Annotated in this window: 18 protein-coding genes; 13 read left to right on the forward strand and 5 right to left on the reverse strand. The window is 42.9% G+C overall.

Translation table 11 applies throughout. The features are described from left to right. Positions 1-31 precede the first annotated feature (31 nt). The 9 genes from hutU (at position 32) to AABS66_RS03785 (ending at position 9,515) form a co-directional block, all read left to right on the forward strand. Complete coding sequence (hutU, locus tag AABS66_RS03745; protein WP_206082402.1) at positions 32-1,711, forward strand: urocanate hydratase; 1,680 nt, start codon at positions 32-34, stop codon at positions 1,709-1,711. Positions 1,712-1,723: 12 nt separating this feature from the next. After that, complete coding sequence (gene hutH / locus AABS66_RS03750) at positions 1,724-3,256, forward strand: histidine ammonia-lyase (protein WP_272681023.1); 1,533 nt, start codon at positions 1,724-1,726, stop codon at positions 3,254-3,256. A 90-nt stretch (positions 3,257-3,346) separates the two neighbouring features. Then, positions 3,347-4,738 (forward strand): amino acid permease, encoded by a 1,392-nt coding sequence (locus AABS66_RS03755; RefSeq protein ID WP_206082400.1) that lies wholly within the window; start codon positions 3,347-3,349, stop codon positions 4,736-4,738. A 212-nt stretch (positions 4,739-4,950) separates the two neighbouring features. Then, positions 4,951-5,883 carry a 50S ribosomal protein L3 N(5)-glutamine methyltransferase gene (gene prmB / locus AABS66_RS03760; protein WP_206082399.1) on the forward strand — a complete coding sequence of 311 codons (933 nt, stop codon included), beginning with the start codon at positions 4,951-4,953 and terminating at the stop codon, positions 5,881-5,883. 113 nt (positions 5,884-5,996) lie between these two features. Next, positions 5,997-7,085 (forward strand): chorismate synthase, encoded by a 1,089-nt coding sequence (gene aroC / locus AABS66_RS03765; RefSeq protein WP_206082398.1) that lies wholly within the window; start codon positions 5,997-5,999, stop codon positions 7,083-7,085. 172 nt (positions 7,086-7,257) lie between these two features. After that, positions 7,258-8,061 carry a TSUP family transporter gene (locus tag AABS66_RS03770; RefSeq protein ID WP_206082397.1) on the forward strand — a complete coding sequence of 268 codons (804 nt, stop codon included), beginning with the start codon at positions 7,258-7,260 and terminating at the stop codon, positions 8,059-8,061. A gap of 17 nt (positions 8,062-8,078) precedes the next feature. Beyond that, positions 8,079-8,627 carry an elongation factor P hydroxylase gene (locus AABS66_RS03775; RefSeq protein WP_430224587.1) on the forward strand — a complete coding sequence of 183 codons (549 nt, stop codon included), beginning with the start codon at positions 8,079-8,081 and terminating at the stop codon, positions 8,625-8,627. A gap of 27 nt (positions 8,628-8,654) precedes the next feature. Beyond that, positions 8,655-8,927 carry a YfcL family protein gene (locus AABS66_RS03780; RefSeq protein ID WP_047756281.1) on the forward strand — a complete coding sequence of 91 codons (273 nt, stop codon included), beginning with the start codon at positions 8,655-8,657 and terminating at the stop codon, positions 8,925-8,927. A 72-nt stretch (positions 8,928-8,999) separates the two neighbouring features. Then, on the forward strand, positions 9,000-9,515 hold the full coding sequence (locus AABS66_RS03785) for a GNAT family N-acetyltransferase (RefSeq protein ID WP_430224588.1): 516 nt from the start codon (positions 9,000-9,002) through the stop codon (positions 9,513-9,515). 36 nt (positions 9,516-9,551) lie between these two features. Here AABS66_RS03785 and mnmC read toward each other — a convergent pair whose 3' ends face one another. Continuing rightward, positions 9,552-11,591: a bifunctional tRNA (5-methylaminomethyl-2-thiouridine)(34)-methyltransferase MnmD/FAD-dependent 5-carboxymethylaminomethyl-2-thiouridine(34) oxidoreductase MnmC gene (mnmC, locus tag AABS66_RS03790; protein WP_430224589.1), complete on the reverse strand. Its 2,040-nt coding sequence runs from the start codon at positions 11,589-11,591 to the stop codon at positions 9,552-9,554. Between the two features lie 202 nt (positions 11,592-11,793). Here mnmC and fabB point away from each other — a divergent pair, with 202 nt between their 5' ends. Then, complete coding sequence (gene fabB, locus AABS66_RS03795; RefSeq protein ID WP_206082393.1) at positions 11,794-13,008, forward strand: beta-ketoacyl-ACP synthase I; 1,215 nt, start codon at positions 11,794-11,796, stop codon at positions 13,006-13,008. 161 nt (positions 13,009-13,169) lie between these two features. Then, complete coding sequence (locus tag AABS66_RS03800) at positions 13,170-13,733, forward strand: hypothetical protein (RefSeq protein WP_430224591.1); 564 nt, start codon at positions 13,170-13,172, stop codon at positions 13,731-13,733. A gap of 44 nt (positions 13,734-13,777) precedes the next feature. Here AABS66_RS03800 and AABS66_RS03805 read toward each other — a convergent pair whose 3' ends face one another. The 4 genes from AABS66_RS03805 to AABS66_RS03820 all read right to left on the reverse strand — a co-directional run bounded on the left by AABS66_RS03805 (position 13,778) and on the right by AABS66_RS03820 (position 17,688). Then, a complete protein-coding gene (locus AABS66_RS03805) occupies positions 13,778-14,239 on the reverse strand; it encodes a hypothetical protein (protein WP_206082391.1) in 462 nt (153 codons plus the stop codon). A gap of 511 nt (positions 14,240-14,750) precedes the next feature. Continuing rightward, complete coding sequence (locus AABS66_RS03810) at positions 14,751-16,259, reverse strand: tripartite tricarboxylate transporter permease (protein ID WP_206082389.1); 1,509 nt, start codon at positions 16,257-16,259, stop codon at positions 14,751-14,753. An 11-nt stretch (positions 16,260-16,270) separates the two neighbouring features. After that, on the reverse strand, positions 16,271-16,702 hold the full coding sequence (locus AABS66_RS03815) for a tripartite tricarboxylate transporter TctB family protein (protein WP_206082388.1): 432 nt from the start codon (positions 16,700-16,702) through the stop codon (positions 16,271-16,273). 11 nt (positions 16,703-16,713) lie between these two features. Further along, the gene (locus AABS66_RS03820; protein ID WP_206082387.1) at positions 16,714-17,688 is read right to left on the reverse strand and encodes a Bug family tripartite tricarboxylate transporter substrate binding protein; all 975 of its coding nucleotides are present in this window, start codon (positions 17,686-17,688) and stop codon (positions 16,714-16,716) included. 312 nt (positions 17,689-18,000) lie between these two features. Here AABS66_RS03820 and tctD point away from each other — a divergent pair, with 312 nt between their 5' ends. Both tctD and AABS66_RS03830 read left to right on the forward strand, forming a co-directional pair. Further along, positions 18,001-18,669 (forward strand): transcriptional regulator TctD, encoded by a 669-nt coding sequence (tctD, locus tag AABS66_RS03825; RefSeq protein WP_206082386.1) that lies wholly within the window; start codon positions 18,001-18,003, stop codon positions 18,667-18,669. Further along, positions 18,666-20,096, forward strand: a complete 1,431-nt coding sequence (locus AABS66_RS03830) for a sensor histidine kinase (RefSeq protein ID WP_272539896.1) — start codon at positions 18,666-18,668, stop codon at positions 20,094-20,096. The genes tctD and AABS66_RS03830 overlap by 4 nt, the downstream gene beginning before the upstream one ends. Positions 20,097-20,162 lie beyond the last annotated feature (66 nt).

Here is a 20,162-nt window from a genome sequence, read left to right on the forward strand (position 1 = left end):
ATCCAATGATTCGATAAAAGAGGGTATATAAGTGACTGCACTAAATAATAAATACAGAAATATCGAAATTAGAGCACCGCATGGGAATACATTAACGGCAAAAAGTTGGCTGACGGAAGCACCATTGCGTATGTTAATGAATAACCTTGATCCAGATGTTGCTGAAAATCCTCATGAACTGGTGGTGTATGGCGGAATTGGTCGTGCTGCACGTAATTGGCAATGCTATGACCAAATCATTGAATCACTAAAACAACTTGAAAACGATGAAACACTGCTTGTGCAATCAGGTAAACCCGTTGGTGTATTTAAAACTCATTCGAATGCACCACGGGTATTAATTGCTAATTCAAACTTAGTCCCACACTGGGCAAATTGGGAGCATTTCAATGAGCTCGACGCTAAGGGGTTAGCGATGTACGGGCAAATGACTGCGGGAAGTTGGATTTACATCGGTAGCCAAGGGATCGTGCAAGGCACATATGAAACGTTTGTAGAAGCTGCCCGCCAGCATTTTAAGGGGGATTTAACGGGGCGCTGGGTATTAACCGCAGGGCTAGGTGGTATGGGGGGAGCTCAGCCATTAGCTGCCACATTAGCAGGAGCTTGTTCACTCAATATTGAATGCCAACAAAGCCGCATCGATTTTCGCTTAAGAACTCACTATGTTGACGAGCAAGCTATTGATCTTGATGACGCGCTTGCCCGTATCAAAAAATATACCGCCCAAGGTAAAGCTATTTCCATTGCACTGTGTGCAAATGCTGCGGAAGTCCTGCCTGAACTGGTTAAACGCGGTGTGAAACCAGATATGGTGACCGACCAAACCAGTGCCCATGACCCATTAAATGGTTATTTACCCGTTGGAATGACATGGGATGAATACCGCGAGCAAAGCGTAAAAGACCCGCAAGGTACCGCGCTTGCCGCGAAAAAATCTATGGCTGAACATGTTAAAGCAATGTTAGCGTTTAAACAGCAAGGTATTCCAACGTTTGATTATGGCAATAATATTCGCCAAATGGCACTGGAAATGGGCGTCGAAAATGCATTTGATTTCCCTGGTTTTGTTCCCGCTTATATTCGCCCGTTATTTTGTCGTGGAATTGGCCCATTCCGCTGGGTTGCTTTGTCGGGAGATCCTGAAGACATTTATAAAACAGATGCCAAAGTTAAAGAATTACTGCCAGATGACAAGCACTTACACCGCTGGTTAGATATGGCTCGTGAGCGTATTAGCTTCCAAGGGTTACCTGCGCGTATCTGTTGGGTTGGGTTGGGGGATAGAGCAAAACTCGGCTTAGCATTTAATGAGATGGTCAGAAGTGGCGAGGTTTCAGCGCCAATCGTGATTGGTCGTGACCATTTAGATTCAGGCTCAGTTGCTAGCCCTAATCGTGAAACTGAAGCCATGAAAGATGGCTCTGATGCGGTATCAGATTGGCCACTACTCAATGCGTTATTGAACACTGCAAGTGGTGCGACGTGGGTATCACTGCACCACGGTGGCGGTGTGGGGATGGGCTTTTCACAACATTCAGGTGTGGTCATTGTGTGTGATGGCACTGATGAAGCTGCTGAGCGGATTGCTAGAGTGCTTCACAATGACCCTGCTACAGGTGTTATGCGTCATGCTGATGCAGGATATGACATTGCAATTGATTGCGCGAAAGAAAAAAACCTTAATTTACCTATGATTAAAGCTCGCTAAGGAGTGCCATTAATGACTAAATTAACGATCCATCCAGGAAAAATGACACTCGATGAGTTACGTATTGTTTTCCAACAAACGGTGACGATTTCTCTTGATAAACGCGCACAAGCTGCAATTGAGAAAAGCGTTGCAACCGTCAATAAAATCATCGCGGAAGATAAAACTGCATATGGTATCAATACTGGGTTTGGTTTACTGGCAAACACCCGTATTGCCACGAAAGATTTGCAGTCGTTACAACGTTCTATTGTGATGTCCCATGCTGCAGGGGTTGGCGACCCACTTGATGATGAACTTGTTCGTTTAATTATGGTTTTAAAGATTAATAGCTTAGCGAGAGGGTTTTCGGGTATTCGTCTGGAAGTCATTAATGCACTGATAGCATTGGTCAACGCACAGGTTTATCCATTCATTCCTGCTAAAGGTTCCGTTGGCGCTTCTGGGGATTTAGCTCCTTTAGCTCATATGAGCTTGATTTTATTAGGAGAAGGTAAAGCACGCTTTGAAGGAAAATGGATTTCAGCAAAGAAAGCGCTGGAAAAAGCTGGACTGACCCCATTGAAATTAGAAGCAAAAGAAGGTTTAGCGCTATTAAATGGAACACAAACCTCAACGGCATTTGCACTTAAGGGGTTGTTTGAGGCGGAAAAATTACTACTTTCGGGTATTGTCTGTGGTGCATTAAGTGTTGAAGCTACATTAGGCTCTCGCAAGCCATTTGACTCTCGAGTGCAAGAAGTTCGAGGGCAAAAAGGGCAAATTGATGTGGCAGCATTGTTCCGTGAAATTTTATCGCCAACAAGTGAATTAGCCAAATCACACGAAAACTGCGTAAAAGTACAAGACCCATATTCACTACGCTGTCAACCGCAAGTGATGGGGGCGTGTTTAACGCAAATTCGTCAAGCGGCAGAAGTGATTCTCATTGAGTCGAATGCAGTGTCAGATAATCCACTGGTCTTTACAGATAACGGTGACATTATTTCTGGTGGGAACTTCCATGCAGAGCCTGTAGCAATGGCTTCGGATAATATTGCGCTTGCATTGGCTGAAATTGGTGCGCTGTCAGAACGCCGCATTGCGTTATTGATGGATACGCATATGTCCCAGTTACCACCATTCCTTGTTAATAATGGCGGTGTAAATTCAGGCTTTATGATTGCGCAGGTTACAGCTGCTGCGTTAGCCAGTGAGAATAAAGCGTTAGCTCATCCTTCTAGTGTTGATAGCTTACCAACCTCGGCAAATCAGGAAGACCATGTTTCGATGGCGCCTGCGGCGGGGCGTCGTTTATGGGAAATGGCGAAAAACGTTACGGGTATTCTAGCGATAGAGTGGTTATCCGCTTGTCAGGGAATGGATTTTAGAGAAGGATTAAAATCGAGTGAGGCCCTTGAAAAGGCACGCAAAATACTGCGTGAACAAGTGACTTACTATGATAAGGATCGCTATTTTGCCCCTGATATTGAAGCGGCAATTAACCTTATTAATCAACACAAGCTCTCAACACTGTTTACGGTAGGGACAGTCTTCCCTAAATAGCACATCAAGCAAATAAAAGGTGGCCGACAATGTATCGGCCGCCTGAAGTATTTATCTGCACGACTAATAAAATAATACGAAGGATAAATCATGCAAAGCACATCACAACTTGCGCGAGGGCTTTCTGCGCGCCACATCCGATTTATGGCTCTTGGTTCTGCGATTGGTACAGGGCTATTTTACGGTTCAGCAAAAGCGATTGAAACAGCAGGTCCGGCGGTCCTGCTGGCATATATTATCGGGGGAGCAGCAGTATTTATGGTCATGCGAGCACTCGGTGAAATGGCCGTTCATCGCCCACTTGCGGGGTCTTTTTCCCAGTATGCAAGTCACTATTTAGGTGCTAGGGCGGGTTTTTTTGCTGGCTGGACCTATGTATTTGAAATGCTAATTGTCTGCCTCGCAGATGTCACAGCGTTCGGCGTGTATATGAAACTGTGGTTTCCAGAAGTTGAACAATGGATTTGGGTTCTGAGCATTATATTTTTTATTGGGGCGATTAACTTATGCCACGTAAAAACGTTTGGAGAAATGGAATTTTGGCTTTCCATCATCAAAGTCGTGGCGATTATCGCGATGATTGTGGGCGGTGCAGCAATCATGTTGTTTGGCTTTGGTCAGGCAGCAGATCATGCGGTGGGTGTGTCGAACTTATTTATTCATGATGGGTTTATGCCAAATGGAATAGGGGGAGTGATTGCGTCATTTGCTGTGGTAATGTTTGCATTCGGGGGGATTGAGGTCATTGGTATTACAGCAAGTGAAGCGAAAAACCCTGAAACGACGATCCCAAGAGCTATAAATGCCGTACCAATTCGCATCTTACTCTTTTATGTCCTGACCTTATTTGTGTTGATGTGTATTTACCCGTGGAACCAAATTGGTCAACAAGGTAGCCCATTCGTCCAAATTTTTGATAGTTTAGGGATCCAGTCCGCAGCAAATATTTTGAATGTGGTGGTGATCACTGCTGCGATATCAGCGATCAATAGCGATATTTTTGGTGCAGGGCGCATGATGTATGGGATGGCGCATGAAGGGCAAGCCCCAAAAGCATTCACTAAGCTAACAAAAAATGGTGTGCCATGGATGACCGTACTTGTTATGGTGATTGTACTGCTAGTGGGCGTCGTCTTGAATTATGTCATTCCTGATGATGTGTTTGTCGTGATTGCATCCATTGCGACATTTGCCACCATTTGGGTGTGGCTGATGATTTTACTGTCACAATTTGCGATGCGCAAAAAAATGTCTCCTGAAGAAATTAGCAAATTGAAATTCCCTGTACCAATGTGGCCTGTCGCACCAATCCTCGCGATTGCTTTTATGGTATTTATTTTTGGCGTGCTTGGTTATTTCGAAAGCACACGAATTGCCTTATATGTCGGTATTGTTTGGTTGGCGTTATTAACTATCGCCTATGCGTTATGGGTTAAAAAGCCAGCAAAAGAAACTAAAGATCTCCTCCAAAGTGAAAATTAATCTCGCCATTTTTCTCTGATTGTTTTGGTATCTTCATTCATGCCCTTTAAGAACTTAAAGGGCATTTTTGCATCAAATCGCTATTTAAAGGAGTGGTTTGGTTACTTTGTTAATTATTTTATTGCATTAATCTGCTGATTTGTCTTTCACTTCGTGGCAAACTTTACTAATTCATATATTCCCTTTTAAAAATCACGTTGGAGAAAACCTTCTTGGAAAAGATCTTCGTTGATGAAGCCGTCGCAGAACTTCATACCATTCAGGATATTTTACGTTGGACAATGAGCCGCTTTAATGCCGCCAATGTATATTATGGCCACGGAACTGATAATCCGTGGGATGAGGCGCTGCAATTAGTGTTGCCAACGCTTTATTTACCTTTAGATCTGCCAGATGAACTTCTCACATCACGTTTAACGCCAACTGAGCGCCACCGTATTATTGAGCGTGTTTTGCGACGAATCAATGACCGAATCCCAGTAGCGTACCTAACAAATCGTTCATGGTTCTGTGGTCATGAATTTTATGTGGATGAGCGCGTGCTGATCCCTCGTTCACCAATTGGTGAGCTTATTAATAACCACTTTGTTGGGTTATTAGCAGATGAACCGCAAACGATTTTAGATTTGTGTACGGGCAGCGGCTGTATTGCCATTGCGTGTGCTTACGAATTTCCTGATGCAGAAGTGGACGCCGTTGATATTTCGAGTGATGTTCTCGCGGTTGCTGAGGAAAATATCGCTAATCATGGTTTAGAGCACCGTGTCGTCCCTATTCGTTCAGATTTATTCCGTGATATGCCTGAGGTGAAATATGACCTCATCGTCACGAATCCTCCGTACGTAGATGCAGAGGATATGGATGACTTACCTGAAGAATTCCGTGTTGAACCCGAATTGGCTCTTGCCGCAGGAAGCGATGGTTTGAAACTGGTTCGTCGAATTTTGGCGAATGCGCCGCGTTTCCTTACTGAAGAAGGCATTTTAGTCTGCGAAGTGGGTAATAGTATGGTGCATCTCATTGAACAATATCCTGAAATTCCATTTATTTGGTTAGATTTCGAATACGGTGGTGATGGCGTATTTATGTTAACGCGTGAGCAGCTAGTTGAGCATCATGCCCATTTTGATTTATACATTGATTAATCAATAGTTGCACGATGGGTTAGGATCGGGTAATCAATAAGAACAACATAACGACATCATAATTATTAACCACATTCTTGGTATTCAAGAACGGCTTAAAATAGGAAACTCCGATGGCTGGAAATTCAATTGGGCAACTGTTCCGTGTGACGACATTTGGTGAGTCACATGGCGTGGCATTAGGTTGCATCGTCGATGGCGTACCTCCGGGGTTAGCACTGACAGAAGCTGATTTACAAATCGATTTAGACCGTCGTCGCCCAGGCACATCACGCTATACAACAGCGCGCCGTGAACCCGATCAGGTCAAAATTCTTTCAGGTGTGTTTAATGGCATCACAACGGGGACAAGCATTGGTCTATTGATTGAAAATACAGACCAACGTTCGCAAGACTATGGTGCGATTAAAGATGTCTTCAGACCAGGGCATGCGGATTACACCTATGAGCAAAAATATGGCCAGCGTGATTATCGAGGTGGCGGGCGTTCATCTGCCCGTGAAACGGCAATGCGCGTGGCGGCAGGGGCAATTGCGAAAAAATACCTGCAAGAAAAATTAGGTATTCAGATTCGAGGGTGTTTAACCCAAATGGGGCCTGTTGAGTGCGAAATTAAAGATTGGTCAATCGTTGAAGAGAACCCATTCTTTTGCCCTGATCCGAATAAATTAGATGCCCTTGATGAGTTACTGCGTGGGTTGAAAAAAGAAGGTGACTCTATCGGTGCCAAAATCACCGTTGTTGCAGAGCACGTCCCCGCTGGATTGGGGGAACCTGTTTTTGACCGCTTAGATGCTGATATTGCTCACGCACTAATGAGTATTAATGCAGTTAAAGGCGTGGAAATTGGTGATGGCTTTGGTGTTATTGGGCTTAAAGGCAGTGAAAACCGAGATGAAATTACCCGCTCAGGTTTTGCATCTAACCATGCAGGGGGGATTTTAGGGGGAATTAGCAGCAGCCAACCCATAATAGCCCATATTGCCTTAAAACCGACATCGAGCATTACAGTTCCAGGTAAAACATTAAATCGTGATGGTGACGAAGTGGAGATGATCACGAAAGGTCGCCATGACCCTTGTGTAGGCATTCGCGCCGTGCCTATTGCAGAAGCGATGCTGGCGATTGTGCTAATGGATCATTACTTGCGTCACCGCGGCCAGTGTGCTGATGTAACTCCTGCTATGCAACCATTTGAATAATAGTAAAAAGTAGTTAATGTTATAGAAAGAGCGAAGCGGTTAGTCGCTCTTTTAATATGGAGGTTTGGATGACGCCTCCTTAAAAACACCTCATCTGGGTTGTGATATTGCAACGCAAGGTTGCGATAGATTACGTACCAACATCATGATATTTCTCATTTTGGATTGAAAAATGGATTGGCTGACCGCCGTTGCACCCGAAGTTTATGCTTTACTTTTCTTTGTTGCACTTTTCGCTGGATTTATCGATTCCATTGCGGGTGGGGGCGGTTTATTAACAATCCCAGCGCTATTATCCGTTGGGATCACCCCTGTTGAAGCGTTAGCAACCAATAAGCTCCAAGCGGTTGGTGGTTCCTTTTCTTCTACCTTATATTTTGTCAGGCGTAAAGCGATTGACCTACGTGAGCAAATTTTCCCCTTCATTATGACAATGATTGGTGCGATGCTCGGTGCGATTGTTATTCAAATGATTGATACTGCCTTCCTAAAGCAATTACTCCCAGTATTAGTTATCTGTGTTGGTCTCTATTTTTTATTAACTCCATCAATCGGTGTACAAGATAGACAGCAACGTGTCAGTATGCCATTTTTTGGCGTTGCAATCGGTATGACTCTAGGCTTCTATGATGGGGCTTTTGGGCCAGGTACGGGGTCATTTTTGGCATTAGGCTATGTGTTATTGCTCGGTTATAATCTGGCTAAAGCGACTGCCCATGCCAAATTACTTAATTTTGCCTCCAATTTTGGTTCTTTAGTGTTCTTTATTATCGGAGGTCATGTTCTTTGGGTGCTTGGTTTTGTTATGCTGGCGGGCCAAATGATCGGTGCACGGTTAGGTGCCCGTTTGGTATTAACTAAAGGACAAAAACTGATCAGGCCAATGATTGTGGTGATTTCGTTGTTAATGAGTATTAAGTTACTCCACGATAGCCATGGTGATGTCATTAAAGCTTGGTTCCTTTCATTATTTTAAGATGATTTAAATTATTCATGAGTAAATATAATTATCAGGATTTGATTGATATTTTTGATGGATGCTTTGGTGAAACCTATAACACCAAACTGGTAAAAGGGGACGATGAGCCTATTTATTTACCAGCTGATGAGGTCGTTCCTTATCATCAAATTGTGTTCGCTCATGGTTTTTTTACCAGCGGGCTACATGAGATTTCTCATTGGTGTATTGCAGGGGATGCAAGACGCCAACAAGTGGATTACGGCTATTGGTATTGTCCAGATGGGCGTGATGAAAAAACACAAGGTGAGTTTGAAGTCGTTGAAATTAAACCTCAAGCCCTCGATTGGCTATTTTGTGTTGCAGTGGGGATCCCCTTTAATGTCAGTTGCGATAATTTAGAAGGGGATTTTGAACCCGATCGCATTGCATTTATGCGCAAAGTTCATGCACAAGTGATGATTTATTTGCAAAATGGCATTCCTGAGCGCCCATTACGCTTTATTAATGCGTTACAATCGTTTTACAATACGCCTCCACTTTGTGCAGAAGACTTCCCGTATCCGGAAGATATTTTTGCCTAATTGACTCACCTAAAGTAAGGATTAAGCATGCTTGCGGATTTAGAAACACGCATACTGACAAAAATTGATGATATGGTTGAACATGCTAGCGATGATGAACTATTCGCAGGCGGTTACCTGCGTGGTCACTTAACCCTTGCTGTGGCTGAGCTTGAAGAAGAAAACGAAACCAGCTCAGAAGCGCTGTATCAACGCGTAGAAGACAGCATTCAAACCGCCATTAAAGCAGGTGAGTTAACACCCCCTGACCAAATTTTGGTTCTAGGTATGTGGAAAAACTTATTAAATAACGCAATTTAATTTTCTGTGTTATGAATTGAAAGCGGGGATACCCGCTTTTTTGTTAGCTAAATTTTGTGATGAGTAAAAATTATGGCGCATATTCGTTTAGCGATACCGACAGATGCCAAACACCTTCCTGCCGTTGAAGCCTCTGCTGGTCAGGCATTCACGAGTATCGAAAAATATAAGTGGCTTGCTGAAGGAGATGGACAAACCGAGCAAGACCATCTTGATTGTATTGCCGAGCAATTAGAATGGGTGGCGGTGAATGATAGCGGTGAACCGATTGGTTTTATTAATGCTGAAAACCATCATGATAGCCTGCATATTTGTGAGGTTTCTGTCAGCCAGCAATGGCAAGGCCAGGGGCTAGGTAAGCAATTGATTAAACAGGTTCTGGATGCGGCTCGAGCTCGTAATATCATGGCTGTGACCTTGACCACTTGCCGTGATGTACCTTGGAATGCCCCTTATTACCAGCGATTAGGTTTTGAAATACTGAATGAAAGCGAGTTAACCGAAGTCCTGCGTGATATTTTGCAATATGAAATCAACGCAGGGTTCGCTGCAAAAGACCGTTGTGCAATGGTTATTAAACTGACCTAAATCAGGCTTCGTATTTCTGATGCTGCTAGTTGATTGTTAGTACGGTATTTTTACAGGGCGACCTAACCGCAATTTTCTCACCCAAAAGCGGTTAGGGTTCAATTCAGCCAAGGTTTCATCATCCAATGGTAAAGGCTGGCCAAAAATCTGCGAGGCAAGAATTTCTGCACACAATGGGGCGGTCGAGAGTCCCCTTGAGCCTAAGGCACCAAAGATATACAAGTTTTGGTAAACAGGGGCATCATTAATTGGCTGATTTTTGGCAATTCTTGTCTGCAAATCATGATAAGCCGCTAAATGTTGCTCATAATTTGGCACATTTCCCAAGAGTGGAAAATGGTCACGTATAACGCAACGAATACCTTGGCGCGATTGTTGGTGTGAAATATCAATCTCATGAGGCCATGAAGCATCTGGTAAGTTATCAATTAGCTTTTGGCGGTTAGCTTGCTGCTCTTCTTCGTTATAATCTAAATCAAGGTGATCCCGTTGATAGCTGGCACCTAAGCAATGTTGTTTTCCAGTATTGTCCACGGGGGTTAAATAACCTTCAAAACACAACACATTTTTAAGTTTTTGTAAGGTAGGTGTCGTTGGTATATGGCTGACTTGCCCCCGGACAGGGTTAATGGGTAAATTAACAGTTTGTGAATATTGGCGTAGTTTATGGCCATTAGCAATAATGACAGTAGAGTGTACACGTGTTAGCTCTTTTTTTTCAGAAGTGCTTATTTGTAATTTCCAGAGGTTATTGGCTTGCTCTAATGCCGTGACGTTATGATTAAAATAAAATTGAACGCCACTATTTTTCAAGTAGCAATATAGCCCTTCACAAAGTTCAGCAGGGCATAACCAGCCACCTGATGGATAATGAATACCATCGTAATTGACATCAACACCACAAATATCATTAAGCTGCTGATGGGTTTTACCCAGAGCAAAATCTTCAGGCCAATTGGTGCCTAACATACCTGCAATTTTACGGGCAACTTTTTCGTTATAGGCCAATTGAGTAACACCGCACCACTGACCATCAAAGGGAATTCCCATAGTTTCAAGCTGATGATAAAAGCGTTTGGCAAAGGGGAAAGCACTTACAAAAAAACGTTCGAGCGGGTCATTTACACCTGTGAGTAACGGGTAAATAGCCCCTTGGCGATTACCTGAAGCATTTTGGGCAACGTCAGTATCTTGGCAATACAATGTGACGTTGGCACCACGTCTCATGAGTGAGTACGCTGCTGTTAAGCTGGCAAGCCCCCCGCCAATAATAGCAACATCATTTGGGTTATCTGCGGGGTATCTTTTGCTCCAAGGTGCTGTGTGTTGGTGATTGTTTTCGGTTAATACCCCAGTTAGCATTTCTCGTTTTTGCCCAAATCCTTTGACTTTTTTCAGTGTAAACCCAGCTTGTTGTAACCCTCGCTTAACAAAACCTGCTACGGTAAATGTGGCAAATGTCGCGTCTTTTCGTGCCAGTTTTGCCATTGTAGCGAACAAGTGTTCGCTCCACATTTGAGGGTTTTTAGATGGTGCAAATCCATCAAGAAACCAAGCGTCTATCTTATTGTTTAAATTGTCTTTAAGAAGAGATATTTGCTCATTAACATCACCAAACCACAAATCTAATGTGATATTGCCATTATCCAAAATGATTCTTTGATTACCCGCTAATGCAGGTGGCCAGTTTTCACATAATGCTGCTGATAATGCTGAAAGCTCAGGCCAACAGCGATGTGCGGCAATTAAGTCTGTTTTTGTCAGGGGGAATTGCTCAAAGCTAATGAAATGCAGTCGCTTGAGAGTGGATTGTGGATTTTGCGCTTTGAACTGTATAAAAGACTGCCATAAAACGAGAAAATTCAAACCAGTACCAAATCCTGTCTCTGCAATTACACAGGTTTCATCAGAATGTGTCTTGAAACGCCCAGGAAAATGATTTCCTTGTAAAAAAACATGACGGGACTCTTCTAACCCATTTTGGTTAGAGAAATAGATATCTGCAAATTGCTCAGACATGGGAGTGCCTTCATCATTCCAGCTAAGGCGTGCGGTTTGTACTGTGCTCTTTTTCACAATAAAGCCTATGATCACTAAATAATGACTAAATTTTAACGCTGATAGCGATGTAAGGCTACCGTCATAAAAAAGTGTTATTACTGCATTAGAGAAAAAAATACAAAAATTTACCCTGATCGGACTTGTTCAGCGTACAAGTGTAAGCTAAAGTGACACCCTGTAATCCCGCAATCATATAATTATAGACATGAGGTAACGAATGAAGCGTGCAGTCATCACTGGTCTAGGTATTGTTTCCAGCCTTGGTAATAACCAGGAAGAAGTACTGGCTTCTCTGAAGGAAGGTCGTTCCGGGATCACTTTCTCAGAAGAATTCAAAGAGGCAGGGCTACGTAGCCATGTCTGGGGTAATGTCAAAAATTTAGATCCTAAAGACCTGATTGACCGTAAAATGTATCGTTTTATGAGTGATTGCTCCGCGTATGCTTACTTGTCTATGGAGCAGGCGATTGCGGATTCAGGTTTAACTGAAGAACAAGTTTCGAATTTACGCACAGGTATTGTTGTCGGCTCAGGTGGTGGTTCTCCACGTAACCAAGTTGCAGGTTCCGACGGTATGCGTGCTAAAGGTTTACGTGGCGTGGGTCCCTATATGGTAACCCGTGCAATGGCATCGGGTATTTCTGCTTGCTTAGCAACACCGTTTAAAATTAAGGGTGTAAACTATTCAATCAGCTCTGCTTGTTCTACATCTGCGCACTGTATCGGCCATGCGGTTGAATTAATTCAATTGGGCAAACAGGATGTTATTTTTGCAGGTGGTGGCGAAGAGCTGAGTTGGGAAATGACCTGTGAGTTCGACGCAATGGGTGCATTGTCTACCAAGTACAATGAAACCCCAGATAAAGCATCAAGAACTTATGACAAAGACCGTGATGGTTTTGTTATCGCAGGTGGCGGTGGTATTGTTGTTGTTGAAGAGTTAGAGCACGCATTAGCGCGTGGTGCGCATATTTACGCTGAAATTGTGGGCTATGGTGCAACATCTGACGGTGCTGATATGGTTGCTCCATCGGGTGAAGGCGCAGTCCGTTGTATGCAAATGGCAATGCAAGGTATTGATAAAATTGATTATATCAATACTCACGGGACTTCAACACCAGTCGGTGATACCAAAGAATTAGAAGCTATCCAAGAAGTGTTTGGCGATCACTCTCCTGCTATATCTGCAACGAAAGCCATGAGCGGTCACTCATTGGGTGCTGCAGGTGTACACGAAGCAATTTATAGCTTGTTAATGTTAGAGCACGGCTTTATTGCGCCAAGTATTAACGTTGAAAACTTAGATGATAAAGCGGCGGGTTTGAACATCGTCACTAAACCAACGGAACAAGCGTTGAATACTGTGATGTCAAACAGCTTCGGCTTTGGTGGTACTAACGCCACATTAGTGATGAGCAAATATAAAGCGTAATTTATATCATTCATATAAGTGAATTATTGATAAGCGAGGTCTTTGGATCTCGCTTTTTTATTTTATAAAACAATATATTGTCTCCTCTTTTTTTGAAAGACGCTCTTTGTCGGGTGAGCTATAAATACCGCTCACTTTAATTATCAAGACAAGGATTGTAGATGAGCTTTTCTTTAACTGGCCATCAAATACACAACGGAATACGCAATAATAGGGCTGAAATTGCGTCAGGTTTGGTCATGCTTCCTGTGTATGCAGGCTTAATCACTGTTGGGATCGCTGCGGCTTTAATGGGCGTTAATACGGAATTATCAGGTTGTGGTCACTGTTTTCCTTTATTAGAAACAAAAAATAAGTGCGCAACCTCTGCAAAAGTGATTAAAGCGATTGAGCAACCAACAGAAGGTAATGTTTTAAAGGCATTTAATTCACAAATGAAAAAGGTTCATAATTTAGACGTGAATGATAGCCGTAAAGCAAAATATGAACAAAGGTTGTCAGCTATCTATTCGTCTTATATAAATAAGTTATACCCAGAAACTAAAAAGATTGAATTACCTATTATATTTTCTATTAAACCAGAAAGTCACACATCAGTGGTTCATGTCGATAATAGTATAAGCAATGACATCAAAGACATCATTAAAAGAAAAATGAAAGAAGATGAATCACATTTCAATAATATTATCTCAGCTAATAGAATCAAATTAAGGTTTGATTTTTAGAGTAAACAAAATCAATGGCAGTTCATTTTCTGCCATTGATTGGATTAATCACCGCCACCGCCATCTCCTCCACCTGAATCTGATGAAGAACAGTCTGAACTTGAGCTATCAGTGGAACAAAAATGGCTATTTGAACGAGGGTTATCATCACTGGATGAGCTGCCATAATAGGGAGGAACATAACTTGAGTTTGAATGGCTGGAGTTGGTTTGTTTAGGTGTGTCTTTCATATTCTTACGTACTTCAAAAATTTGGCTCTTCCCTTTTGCCCAGCCAATAGTCACTGAACTGGTATTTTTTCTCACGCTGACATGCAGCATTTTTCCGCAATAAATAAACATTTTTCCAAATGATTTTATTTGAATATAACCACTGTCTTTTTCAGTGATGATAACGGGGTTTTGGCTGTGGATCACGTAAGTTTCATCGTACACCTCAACAGTGCGAATATGCGCTAACGGTTTGGGCTTGATATTAAATAGAACAAAAAATAACCTATCAAACATAAGGCTTATTACTTTAATGAATGGGGTTTATAAGCTAATTGATACCTGTTATTTCGCCAATCGTCTTTATCTGATTAAACATTTACATCTAACGATTCGAATAATAAAACCTCACTTTATGACATTATTATTATTGAGTGAATGCGATAATACTCACGTAAATAAAGTTAACCAAAGGGGCTAATATGGATTTCACACGATGCAAAATTTGGAAAAATGACTTAAAAATTTTAGGTAGTGCTTTAATAAACAGCATTAAAAGCCTATTCGCAGTTAAAATTAAATGTGTATCTAACAATAATAAGCCGTTTCCGCTGTTTATTAAACACCCTAAAACACCACTGCCCATGCCAATTCCAGAATCAAAGTATGTATATTACGACGAAAGCGCATACAATAAAAATGTGACATTGCTGAGTTACACAAAGTTTCTTGTTAATTGATAAGTAAAAAAATGCCCCGAAAGCAACTTGGGGCAAAGTTTTACAGAGAAGGTACTCGCAGGGGCGAGCTAAGAGAGAGCGTGTTGCTGTTTACGTTTACGAATGCGCTTAATAATTGGTGGCAGTACCAGTACTAACACCGCAAGGATTAATAAGCTTTGTGAAATGGTACTGCTCCAGAGAATATCGAAATTACCATTGCTGATAGATAACGAACGGCGCAGGTTTTGCTCCAACATTTCACCGAGTACAAAGCCTAAAATCAGCGGGGAAAGGGGGAAGTTCATTTTCCGCAAAATAAAACCAAATACCCCAAGCCCCATCATCAACAGTAAGTCAAATGTGGTGCTGTGAACTGCATAAACCCCTACCGCAGAAACACAAGCGATGGCAGGAACTAAAAACCAAAGGGGTACAGTCAACATACGGGTGAATAAGCCAATTAACGGGATATTCATAATTAGCAACACCACGTTGGCAATCAGTAGGGCGGCAATCAACCCCCAGACGATGTCAGGTTGTTCAGTGAACATACCAGGTCCAGGTGTGATGTTATACAGGGTTAATGCGCCCATCATGACGGCGGTTGTCCCTGAACCTGGCACCCCAAGGGTTAACATCGGAATGAACGAACCACACGCAGAAGCGTTATTGGCTGCCTCTGGTGCGGCAACACCTCGTACATCACCATTACCAAAGTCACCTTTTTCACCACTGATTTTTTTCTCAGTCATGTAAGTGATGGCACTGGCAATCGTGGCACCAGCGCCAGGTAATACCCCAACGAAGAAACCAATAAATGACGAGCGCAGGGCAGGGCCAGCACAGGCTTTGGCTTCTTTACGGTTAAACAACATTCGGCCTGTTTTACGAATTAGGCCTTGCCCAGTCGCCGTGCTTTCTAACATCAATAGAATTTCACTGACAGAAAACAAACCAATCACGACAACGATAAATTGCACGCCATCCGATAAATGCACGCTATCAAATGTAAAACGGTATTCCCCAGAGTTGGCATCTACCCCAACAGTGGCAAGAGACAAACCAATTAGCGCAGCGAGTAGCGATTTAATTGGGTTTTGGCTCATCATGCTACCTAGGCAGGCGATGGCAAATACCATCAATGCAAAGTATTCGGCTGGCCCAAAGGCGAGTGACCACTGGGCAAGTAGTGGGGCGAACAAAATGATACCGACGATGGCAATGGTTGAACCAATAAAGGAACTGACTGCGGAAATGGACAGTGCCACGCCACCTCGACCTTGTTTTGCCATCGGGTAACCATCTAACGTGGTCATTATCGCGGCGGCATCACCAGGTACATTCAGTAAAATAGAGGAGATTCGTCCGCCATATTCACAACCTAAATAAACGGTGGCGAGCAAGATCAGTGCAGACTCGGCAGGGAGCTTCAAGGCAAAGGCCAGTGGCAGCAAAATCGCCACGCCATTAATGGGGCCTAAACCAGGTAACATACCCACTACGGTACCAATAAAACAGCCTATCAAGGCAATCAAGATATTTTGAGGAACAAGGGCAACCTCAAAACCTTGTGATAGATACATCCAAGTTTCCATGTTGTCGCTCCTTAACTCAGTAGGCTGCCAATGGGCAGAGTCACATCCAACAGCTTATCAAAGGCATAGAAGAGGAAAATGCCAAGAATAGGCCCCGAAATCACCGCAGCGATGGGGGTTGCGCCAAATAACAGCGCGACACTGATGGTCAATAAACTGGTGGCGATTGGAAAACCAAGCCACTCAAACGCCCATGCATAAATCACTAAGGATAAAATTAATAGAGCAAGGCGGCGCAGTACATAAGGTTTTGGCCACTCAACGGCTTCTTGCTTACCAAACAGTAAGGCAAGCGCACAAATCGCCATTAAGGAGAGTATGGCAACCGGAAATGGGCGGGGGCCCAATGGTTCATAAGAGAACTCACTTTGGATCCCCCAGCCAATATAAATTCCGATGACACACAATATCAGCCAGACTAGAGCAAATATGCGTTGGCTCATCGTCGGCTCCGTTATTTGGCTAAACCAAATGCACGGGCTTGCTCACGATATTGCTCGATTTCTTTTTTCACATAGCTATCGAGTTCTTGCCCTGTTAAGTTGTATTCAAATAACCCGCGCAGTTCGCGTTGCTTTTTGAATTCGTCGGTTTGTTGGAGTTTTTGGAATGCTTCAACCCATTGGTTGTAATCTGCATCGGAAACTTTTGGCCCCATATAAAACCCGCGAATAATCGGCCAAACAATGTCATACCCTTGTTCTTTTGCAGTTGGAATATCCGCTAAACCGTCACCAAGACGTTTGTCTGCATACACGGCAAGAATGCGGATTTTGCCTTCATTGATATACGGGGTCATTTCGCTGATATCCCCCGATAACACTTGAATATGGTTACCTAATAATGCGGTTAAAGTTTCCCCGCCGCCTTCAAAGGCGACATAGCGCATTTTTCGCGGATCAATATCAATGGCTTTAGCGAGTAACGCGGTCTTCATCCAGTCTTGGCTTCCAATGGAGCCGCCTGCACCAAAGACAATGCTATTGGGGTCTTTTTTAAAGGTATCCATTAAATCCTTGAGGGATTTATACGGGGAGTCAGCACGCACGGCTATCATGCCGTAATCGCTGCCCACACTGGCAAGCCAACGAACATCATTTTCGTTATAGCGACCAAATTTACCTTGAGCGAGATTGAGTAGCGAACCGCCAGAAAAAGCGACAATCGTACCTGGTTCAGCAGGGCGCTGTGCCACGATGGCATTGTAGGCAACCGCACCAATTCCGCCAGGCATGTAGGTCACTCGCATCGGTTTTTCAATTTCTTTGGTTTCCAACATGGAAACTTGGACGAGCTTACAAGTTAAATCAAACCCACCCCCCGGTTTGGCAGGGGCGATACATTCAGTCCGCTCAGGGAGCGCGGCTGCTGAGTTCATACCAACTAAAAATATTGCTGTTGCTAAGGTGTTTAATGTGAACTTTTTCATTCTTTATTTCCTTACTAAGCCAATAATTAGAGGAACAACTTGTAGATTTCTTATTGTGTTTGCGAGCTCATGATTGGCCGAGGAAGCTTTCATTTACCTTTCATTAACAAATAATATTATTTTTATGTGATATATATCAGATTGTTTTATATTTTTACTTCTTTATTATGTTAATTTAATGTTAATTTAACACCGTTAACGTACTTGCAACGTCATAGTTGTGATGAATACAGTAAAAATGATGACAACTGCTTTTCATTCATGATGGGTAATGCCAACGTATACCAATAAGTAATAATAATGAGTGTGCGTATGAGAATTTTATTGGTTGAAGATCATGATGAATTGTCGTTGTGGTTACAAAAGGCTTTAACATCCTCTGGTTTTGCCGTGGATGTTGCGCCTGATGGTGCGATTGCGGATCAGCTGTTACAGACAGAAAATTATACTTTAGTTGTTCTGGATGTATCACTTCCACGAATGAGTGGGCTTGAAGTTTTGGCGCAAATGCGCAAACGTCACCAAGAAACGCCAGTTTTACTGTTAACGGCAAACTCTGACGTGGCAGATCGCGTGCAGGGATTGAATGCAGGGGCGGATGATTACCTCACCAAACCGTTTGATATCGCAGAGCTAGAAGCGCGAATTCGTGCACTTTTAAGGCGCAGCCAAGGGCAGGTTAATGAACCTCAGCGTTTTGGCTCTCTGTGTTACCATGAGGAAGGTTATTTTTTATTGCGCCAAGAGCCATTAGGGCTTACGCCAAGGGAATATGCGGTGTTAAACACTTTATTCCATCGACGAGGGCGTCCTGTTTCAAAAACACAACTATTTGAGCAGGTTTTTTCGTTGTCAGATGAAGCCAATTTACAAAGTATTGAATTATATGTGCACCGCGTGAGAAAAAAATTAGCGGGTTCAGATGTTAATATCAATACGTTACGCGGATTGGGATACCGACTAGAGCAGTGTAGTGTATGAAATTAGTCTCTCATCCACGCTCTCTCTTTCATCAGTTGCTGCTCTTTTTCGGTATCCCGCTCATTTTATTGGGTAGTTTTTCAGTGTATACCCACTATTATAGTGCGAAATATGCCGCGAATTTGGCCTACGATCGCACGCTTTTGGCTTCTGCAAGAACGGTTGCGGAAAGGTTACAAGTCATTGATAATCATCTATCGGTGAGTGTACCTTATGTTGTTCTCGACAGTTTTGAATTGAACAATAACGACAGAATTTTTTACCAAGTGATTTCCCCCAATGGTGAAACTATTTCGGGTTATGATGACCTACCTCCCATTCCCCCTTATTGGATGCGTTCTCAGCATTATACTGCATTGGTTTATTTCTATGATGCTGAATATAAAGGTTTACCTATTCGGATTGCGACATTTTTTCAGCCTATTAATGAAGGTGGGATCACGGGAATGGTGGAAATTCGCGTGGCAGAAACGGTCTATTCACGGCAAGATTTAGCTAATCAATTATTAATATCGGCATTAATGAGCCAAGGAACAGTGGTGTTTTTAACTCTGTTACTTGCCTATATCTTATTAAGTAAGCTTTTGACACCCCTAAAGAAACTATCGAATTTGATGTTAGGGCGTTCAGCAAATGATTTGACGCCATTACCTGATTTATTGCCATGGTCTGATTTATCACCATTAATTGAGGCGCTCAACCGTTATATTTCACGGTTAAAACGCATGGTTAGGCGGCAAGAACGCTTTAGTGCAGATGCTTCCCATCAATTAAAAACCCCACTGACGGTGTTAAAAACGCAAGTGTCTGTTGCCATTAATAGCGGTGATGAAAGTCAACGCCAGCAAAGTTTACAAGCGATTAATCAAACATTGGATAGCACCATTGTGCTGACAGACAGACTTTTGCAATTGTCCCGCTTAAAAGCACATGAAAAATCGGCGGTTAGCCAATACAGGGCGATTAACTTAGTGGAGATTGTTCATCAGGCGTGTTTTACCCGACTCGGGCAAGCGGAAAGTCAGCGAATTGACTTAGGCTATGAAGGTCTTGATAGCGCTTGGATTAAAGGCGAACCTATTTTGCTAGCCGAGATGTGCGCTAATTTAATTGATAATGCCATTAAATATACCCCTGAAGGCGGTGTGGTGACGGTGCGTGTAGTGAATAATGAAAGTACTCAGCAGCTTGTTTTAGAAATTGAGGATTCAGGTCCTGGTATCCCCGATGCGAAAATTAGCCGTTCTATGGAGGCGTTCACACGATTGAATAATGCATTGGGTAAAGAGGGCGCTGGGCTTGGTTTGGCGTTAGTAAAAGATATTGCCAGTTACCACGATTCGGAACCGCAATTACTCAAAAGTGAATTATTGGGTGGGTTGCTTGTGCGTATTGCTTTTACAGCGAGTTATGCGCCAACTCGTTAAAAAATAAGGGCGCTATTGATTGCGCGCCCTTGATGTTGTTGACAAAGCAGGATAAAAACGTAGTTT

It is taken from the genome of Providencia sp. SP181 (assembly GCF_050446505.1).
Taxonomy (GTDB): domain Bacteria; phylum Pseudomonadota; class Gammaproteobacteria; order Enterobacterales; family Enterobacteriaceae; genus Providencia; species Providencia vermicola.